This is a genomic window from Phaeobacter sp. B1627 (assembly GCF_006265095.1).
Lineage (GTDB): Bacteria > Pseudomonadota > Alphaproteobacteria > Rhodobacterales > Rhodobacteraceae > Epibacterium.
Window position 1 is genome coordinate 190,222 of sequence record NZ_VCNK01000020.1, and the last position, 6,690, is coordinate 196,911.

Here is a 6,690-nt window from a genome sequence, read left to right on the forward strand (position 1 = left end):
CTTTTCCCGTTTGAAATATTCTACCCGGTGCCGGTCAGCGTCGGGCGGCCTGTAATCATATCTGCTGCCTTTTCTGCGATCATAATCGTCGGAGCATTCGTATTTCCACCAATGAGACGTGGCATGACCGATGCATCGACCACGCGCAGGTTCCGAAGCCCCCGGACCTTCAGCTCCGGATCCACGACCGCGTCTTCGTCCTGTCCCATACGGCATGTGCCGACCGGATGATAAATGGTATCTGCCCGGGCCCGGATATGCTGTTCCAATGTTGCGTCGTCCGGCTCGCCGTCAAAAAACAGTTCCTTGCGCAAATAGGCCGCCAACGGCTCCTGTGCCATGATCCGCCGCGCCTGCCGAACGCCACGCTGGAGCACCGACAGGTCGTCCGGATCGGACAGGAATTGCGGATCAATCACGGGGGCAGCAAACGGGTTGGCAGTGGCCAGGGGCACGCTGCCTCTGGATTTTGGCCCCAGGACGCAGGTATGGCACCTGACGCCATGCCCCATATGCAGTTTCCGCGCATAATCTTCGACGATGGAAATGACGAAATGGAGCTGGATGTCGGACCGGTCGAGATCCGGGTCCGCCTTCGGCAAAGGCGCGCGAGGCGGCACGCGGTTGCGATTGATTTCTGACCTGCAGCGGACCCTGGTCACCGTGGTCGCCGTCAGCGCCTGATGCATTGTTTTCGGATTTCCGAAAATAGGGCAGGACGTCCCGCCACTTCCATCCACTGCACCCCATTGTCGCCCATTCGTCGTAATCCGCAGCGTGCCCGCGCACATAGAGCATCGCATTGATCGCACTCGATCCGCCCAAAGCCTTGCCGCGCGGCTGATATCCACGGCGGCCATTGAGTCCGGGTTGCGGCACAGTTTCATAGGCCCAATTGTTAATGCGGGGCCTGCCCGGAAGCATAGCGACCGCAGCAGCGGGAACCCGAACCAAAAGTGACTTTCCGCGGCCGCCCGCCTCCAGAAGGCAAACGGTGATAGCCGAATCTTCGCTCAATCGTGCCGCAAGGGTGGCCCCGGCGGATCCAGCCCCAACGATAACATAGTCAGCTTCCACCAAAGTTCCCCCCACGGATATGCCGGTTACAGCCAGGCATTCATCTTTCTGCGATCAGCACGCAGAAAAAATGCTCTGTCCATGTTGACGGTGCGTCAGACCAGCGCAGCGAGCAGAAGTATACATTGGCGAAAATCGAAACGGCGGGACGCCGGGCCTGCGCTTTCCTTCAATAAAACATCATAAATCACACATTGTCATCAGGATCTCCGGACCTGCGTCGCGGGCTTATCCCGGCCTGTGCTGGCGTGCGCGCATAGATTCGATCGGCGTCCGTACAGGATTCGCGTCGGTTCCGCGCAGAATCCGCGCAGATACGCTTGATTGATATTTATGGTGTTTCCGCCGGGACAGTGTCCCCATGTGGCATGCGGAAATCCTGGGTTTCGCAGGTGACATACCGGTTTCGGTTGGGCTGCATCATCTGTTGCGCGACAGACTGCCGGCAAGTTGCCGCAACAGCAGGGGGTGCGTCCCGAAATCTCCCGTTGAGGCGGAAATCAAATGTTAAGGCACTGAAGCTAAGACTTGTGCCATCGAACTGTAATCAATCGCCGTAAACGGGGGTGCGAATCGCAAATATGTCCACCGAAACGCAAAAGCACAATCTGGATTTGCCGAATGCCTTCGCGGATCTAGACCCATTGATTGCCTTTTTGGGAGCCTCCCGAGAGAAGGCGGTTGAGGTGGATTGCAGCACTGTAGCGGTGATGCCATCCCGATGCCTCCAACTGCTCCTCGGAGCTGAACAACAGTGGCGCTCTGAGGGCCTGGGATTCTCGGTCACTAATATCAACGGGGGATGCAGACGATCCCTTACTCTTTTGGGTCTGGAACCCAACCGATTTGAAGACGAGGAAACAGTATGAAAACCAAAGTTTTGGCAATCGATGACTCCCGCACAATCCGGAATCTGCTGGCCGCGACCCTGGAAGAGGCAGGGTTTGACTACCATTGCGCAGTAGACGGCCGCGAAGGTGTCGACATGTATAGTGATGTCGCCCCCGATGTTGTCATCACCGATATCAATATGCCCAATCTGGATGGATTCGGTGTCATTGAAGAGCTGCGGGGAAATGGCATCAATTCAAAAGTGCCCATCCTGGTGCTGACGACAGAGAGCGCTCCCGAAATGAAGGCTCGCGCCAGGGATGCAGGCGCGACAGGGTGGATCACCAAGCCTTTTGATGACCAATCTCTGATCTTCGCTCTTAAGCGCGTTACAGGAGCGGCTGCATAGGATGTCCGGGTCGATTCAAGATACATTCTTTGAGGAGTGCGAAGAGCTCCTTGAAGCGATGGATGAGGGTCTGACCGCTGTCGAAGGAGGCGATCACGATCCGGAAGTGGTCAATGCGATTTTCCGTGCTGTTCACTCCATCAAGGGGGGCGCGGGCGCATTTGGCTTGGATGAGCTTGTGGCATTTGCCCACAAGTTCGAAACGGTATTTGATGAGGTTCGGTCCAATAAACTGCAGCTCGACCCGAAGCTTATTCAGCTTCTCCTGCGCAGTAGTGACCACCTGTCTGACCTTGTCAGCGTTGCGCGAGACGGTGGGTCCACCGACGAAGAGCATCACGGCGTACTGATAGCAGGTCTTGAGGAGTATATTGGCGAGGAAGAAGAGGATCTGACCTTCGAGCCCATGGGTCTCGGGGGGCCTTCCATGCCCCTTCCCATCGCAGACGAATCTGAGAAAACATACCAGATTCGGTTCCATCCGCTGAAAGAAATGTTCGGCACCGGGAATGAGCCGTTTTTCCTGTTCCAGGCTCTGTCGGAGCTCGGCCCCCTCAAGGTGGAGTTGGACGAGTCAGAGCTTCCGGGTTTTGATTCCATGGCGATGGACGAAAGCTATCTTGCCTGGAACATGACACTTACGACAACTGAACCCAAATCCTCGGTCGAAGCGATATTTGAGTTCGTGGAAGGCCTGTGTGAACTCGAAATCTCGTCAGACAAAGACGGTGAGGAAGAGGCCGCGGCTCTGGCTGCACTTAACGCTGCATTCGGTTCCCCCGGCGACAGTACCGAACCCGAGACGCCAGCCCCTTTTGACTCGCCGGCGCCCGCAGAGGCAGCTCCTGTGACATCTCCAGAACCGACAGAAAAAGTCGAGGCTGCAAAGCCAGAGAGCAATAAGTCAGAACAGCGCGGACCCAAGCCGACCCTGCGTGTGGATCTGGAGCGGGTGGACCGGCTGATCAACGCGGTCGGCGAACTCATCATTAACCACTCAATGTTGGCACAACAAATTGCCAATCTGGATGTCGCGGACCTCAGGGATGTCGAAACGGAGCTGGAAGGCTTTAAGAACCTTGCGCGCGATATTCAGGAAGGTGTGATGTCTATCCGTGCGCAGCCTGTAAAGCCGCTGTTTCAACGTATGGCGCGCATCGTGCGCGAGGCTTCTTCAGCGACTCAAAAATCCGCCAAGCTGGTCACCGAAGGTGAGAACACCGAGGTGGACAAAACGGTCATTGAACGTCTGTCTGACCCGCTGACCCATATCCTGAGAAATGCCGTGGATCATGGCGTGGAGAAGCCGGAAGCGCGAGAAGAAGCCGGAAAGAACCGTGTAGGGAATATTCGGCTCTCAGCATCGCATCGCTCGGGTAGCGTGTGTATCGAGATTCGAGACGACGGAGCAGGCGTAAACCGTCCGCGCGTGAAGCAGATCGCCATTGAAAAGGGGCTGATTCCGGAAAACGCGGAACTGACGGATTCAGAAATCGATAACCTGCTGTTTCTCCCAGGCTTCTCAACTGCGAAAGAAGTATCCAATCTTTCCGGCCGTGGTGTCGGAATGGACGTTGTCAAAAACGCCGTCAGCGCCCTTGGTGGGCGGATCAATATTTCGTCGACTCCCGGAAAAGGATCAACCTTTACGATCATTCTGCCTCTGACGCTTGCGGTCATGGATGGCATGGTGGTTTCGGTCGCGGATCAGACAATGGTTGTTCCGATCACTTCGATTATCGAAACCATGCGCGGCAGCGATGAGATGATAAACAGCCTTGGTGCTGACGGAACGCTACTGTCTATCAGGGGGAATTTCGTCCCAATTTGTGATGTGGCAGGCGCCCTTGGCCTTCGCAAACCTGACGGCGACCAGCCACCCGGCGTTTACCTATTGGTCGAAACGGAAACGGGTCAACGCAGTGCCCTAGCTGTCGATGACATCCATGACCAGCGGCAAGTCGTAATCAAAAGCCTCGACGGCGTCTGCGGGAACATTCCCGGCGTCGCGGCAGCAACGATCCTGGGTGACGGCAAAATCGCCATGATCCTGGATCCGGAAAGCATCATAGCGGCCTCCCCTAACTCGGCCACCTTTGATACAGAGCGGAGAATGAGCAATGCAATCGCAAGCTGAAGTTAAAATCGGCGACCAAGAGGTCAAACACGCGCAGCAAAGCGAGTTTGTCAGCTTTACGGTAGCTGGTCAGGCTTTTTGCCTGAAAATCACCCAAATCCGAGAGATACGCAGATGGTCTCCTGTGACAATCCTGCCGCATGCCCCGGTTGATGTTCTGGGTGTAATGAACCTGCGTGGCGCCGTCATTCCGATATACGATTTGTCCGCTCGATTTGGCCTGCAGCAAACGGAGGCAAGTGAACGCAATGTGGTCATTGTGGTGGCCGTTGCTGGAAAACCAGTGGGATTGCTGGCAGAATCCGTATCCGAGATAATCTCGATCAACCCGGAAGACATCCAAGACACGCCGCAGGTTGATAGCCGCCACACAATGGAGTACATTCAAGGTATCATCTCTCACGATGACACAATGGTTCGAATTATCAATTTGGACGCGGTGATTTCCGTTCCGGAGCAAGGCCTGTCGTGAGTATCGCTGGTCGTGTAGAGCCAATGGATGATGGCATCACCTTATCTGATCAAGATTTTGATGCCATTGCGCAATTCGCGCACAAGCATTTCGGCTTGGCGATGTCGCCGAGCAAGAAACCTCTGGTGTCATCACGGCTTTCTCGAAAATTGAGAAAGCAGAATATCAGGGCATTTGGGGATTACCTGAAGCAACTGAATGGACCAAATGCTGAAAGTGAGCGCAGTGAGCTACTGTCGCTGCTTACAACGAATGTCACACAGTTCTTCCGAGAGCCTCACCACTTCGAAACACTTCGAAATGATGTCCTTCCGCCTTTGATTGCGCGTGCGAAAAAAGGAGGGCGGGTTCGAATTTGGTCAGCGGGATGCTCGATTGGACAGGAACCCTACACAATCGCAGCCGTACTGCATTCGATGCTCCCGGATTCTGAAAAATACGACATTAAGATCCTGGGAACAGACATAGACCCGGTTGTGATCAAGACCGCAGAGGAAGCTCAATACCCGATTGAAAACTTCGAGGGAGTGCCCAAAGAATACAAGTTTCAGCTGGAAGCAGGTAGTAAACCCGATTCGGCCCGCGTTCCGAAGAACCTGCGTAGCAAGGTGACCTTTGGAACTCTGAATCTGATCCAACCGTTTCCGTTCAAGGGCAAATTCGACGCCATTTTCTGTCGCAATGTCGCGATATACTTCGACAACCCGACGCAACAGAAAGTTTGGCACGCCTTTCAAAAATCACTCACCTCCGGTGGCTACCTGTTTATAGGTCACTCCGAGCGCATGTCGGGCCCTGCGGCTCAATATATGAAAACAGTTGGCATAACGACTTATGTCAATACTCCTGGCTAAGTCCCACTCACGGTTAGTCAAGACGAGAACACGAGGAAATAGACGATGAGCTTAAAAGACTCTTTACGCGTTATGGTTGTTGATGATATGTCTACGAGCCGAGGTATTCTTACCCAGTGTCTCGACGAACTCGGCATAAAAAACTATCTCGTCGAAAACAACGGACAGTCAGCGTTCCAGAAATTGGCAACAAATCCGGTTCACTTGGTGCTGTCAGATTACAATATGCCGGGTATGGATGGTCTGGGCCTTCTGCAAGCTGTTCGGGGCAACGCCTCTACACAACGCGTTGGTTTTATCCTAGTGACAGGCAAACCAACTCCGGAAGTTATCGAGGTCGGCAAAAAGCTGGGATTGAATAACATTATCCGTAAACCCTTTACGGTTGCTTCAATGCGGCAAGCCATTGAACAAGTGGTGGGGCGTCTTTAAAATGGATACGAGTTCTTCTAAGCCGCTCGATACGGTGTATGCCAATTCGGCGCGTGAAATGCGCCAGCTGCAAAACCAAGTTCAGCAGCTGGAGGATACCGTATTGACGATTGTTGAGCGACGCACCCCACCAACAAGTGCGGAAATTCGAGAACTTCAGGATTTCGATCTCATCTCACAGACCCTTGGCGGGCTGTCCACTTTCTTTGATAAACTAAGAGAACAAGTGGGTACGCAAGACTGCACTGATATCAATCAGGCAACCGAAAGTGTTACCCTGCAAAAATTGCGTGATCGCCTTCGCGAGAAACAAGAGCTGTTTGAACTCTAATCTGTCAAAGACGTTGAGCACGTCCCTACTCTGCTCAATTAAAATACTTAAACAATGGCCATCTCGATCCTGAGATGGCCGTTTGGTGAAGTGGTCCTGCTTATTGGGATAGCTTTTCGACTCAGCTAGGGTCAGGACTCATAGCCA

The 6,690-nt window shown here is 53.9% G+C and carries 7 protein-coding genes and 1 pseudogene; 7 read left to right on the forward strand and 1 reads right to left on the reverse strand.

Going from position 1 to position 6,690, the window contains the following annotated elements:
• Positions 1–20 precede the first annotated feature (20 nt).
• A pseudogene (locus tag FGE21_RS11805) lies at positions 21–1,077 on the reverse strand (GMC family oxidoreductase).
• 581 nt (positions 1,078–1,658) lie between these two features.
• On the opposite strand from FGE21_RS11805, the gene FGE21_RS11810 reads away from it, so the two are divergent.
• The 7 genes from FGE21_RS11810 to FGE21_RS11840 are packed head-to-tail and all read left to right on the forward strand — an operon-like array spanning position 1,659 to position 6,543.
• Positions 1,659–1,946: an STAS domain-containing protein gene (locus FGE21_RS11810; protein ID WP_139663490.1), complete on the forward strand. Its 288-nt coding sequence runs from the start codon at positions 1,659–1,661 to the stop codon at positions 1,944–1,946.
• Positions 1,943–2,317, forward strand: a complete 375-nt coding sequence (locus FGE21_RS11815) for a response regulator (RefSeq protein ID WP_139663491.1) — start codon at positions 1,943–1,945, stop codon at positions 2,315–2,317. Before FGE21_RS11810 ends, FGE21_RS11815 begins: the two co-directional genes overlap by 4 nt.
• A gap of 1 nt (position 2,318) precedes the next feature.
• Positions 2,319–4,454, forward strand: a complete 2,136-nt coding sequence (locus tag FGE21_RS11820; RefSeq protein WP_139663492.1) for a chemotaxis protein CheA — start codon at positions 2,319–2,321, stop codon at positions 4,452–4,454.
• Entirely contained in the window at positions 4,438–4,926 is a 489-nt protein-coding gene (locus FGE21_RS11825) for a chemotaxis protein CheW (protein ID WP_139663493.1), read from the forward strand. Before FGE21_RS11820 ends, FGE21_RS11825 begins: the two co-directional genes overlap by 17 nt.
• A complete protein-coding gene (locus FGE21_RS11830; RefSeq protein ID WP_139663494.1) occupies positions 4,923–5,780 on the forward strand; it encodes a protein-glutamate O-methyltransferase CheR in 858 nt (285 codons plus the stop codon). Before FGE21_RS11825 ends, FGE21_RS11830 begins: the two co-directional genes overlap by 4 nt.
• A gap of 45 nt (positions 5,781–5,825) precedes the next feature.
• Complete coding sequence (locus FGE21_RS11835; protein ID WP_139663495.1) at positions 5,826–6,212, forward strand: response regulator; 387 nt, start codon at positions 5,826–5,828, stop codon at positions 6,210–6,212.
• A gap of 1 nt (position 6,213) precedes the next feature.
• The gene (locus FGE21_RS11840) at positions 6,214–6,543 is read left to right on the forward strand and encodes a hypothetical protein (RefSeq protein ID WP_139663496.1); all 330 of its coding nucleotides are present in this window, start codon (positions 6,214–6,216) and stop codon (positions 6,541–6,543) included.
• The last annotated feature ends 147 nt before the right edge of the window (positions 6,544–6,690 follow it).

Bases quoted from the DNA above. Each gene is read 5' to 3' on its own strand.
- FGE21_RS11810 (WP_139663490.1), top strand. From the start codon at position 1,659: ATGTCCACCGAAACGCAAAAGCACAATCTGGATTTGCCGAATGCCTTC.
- FGE21_RS11825 (WP_139663493.1), top strand. From the start codon at position 4,438: ATGCAATCGCAAGCTGAAGTTAAAATCGGCGACCAAGAGGTCAAACAC.
- FGE21_RS11820 (WP_139663492.1), top strand. From the start codon at position 2,319: ATGTCCGGGTCGATTCAAGATACATTCTTTGAGGAGTGCGAAGAGCTC.
- FGE21_RS11815 (WP_139663491.1), top strand. From the start codon at position 1,943: ATGAAAACCAAAGTTTTGGCAATCGATGACTCCCGCACAATCCGGAAT.
- FGE21_RS11835 (WP_139663495.1), top strand. From the start codon at position 5,826: ATGAGCTTAAAAGACTCTTTACGCGTTATGGTTGTTGATGATATGTCT.
- FGE21_RS11840 (WP_139663496.1), top strand. From the start codon at position 6,214: ATGGATACGAGTTCTTCTAAGCCGCTCGATACGGTGTATGCCAATTCG.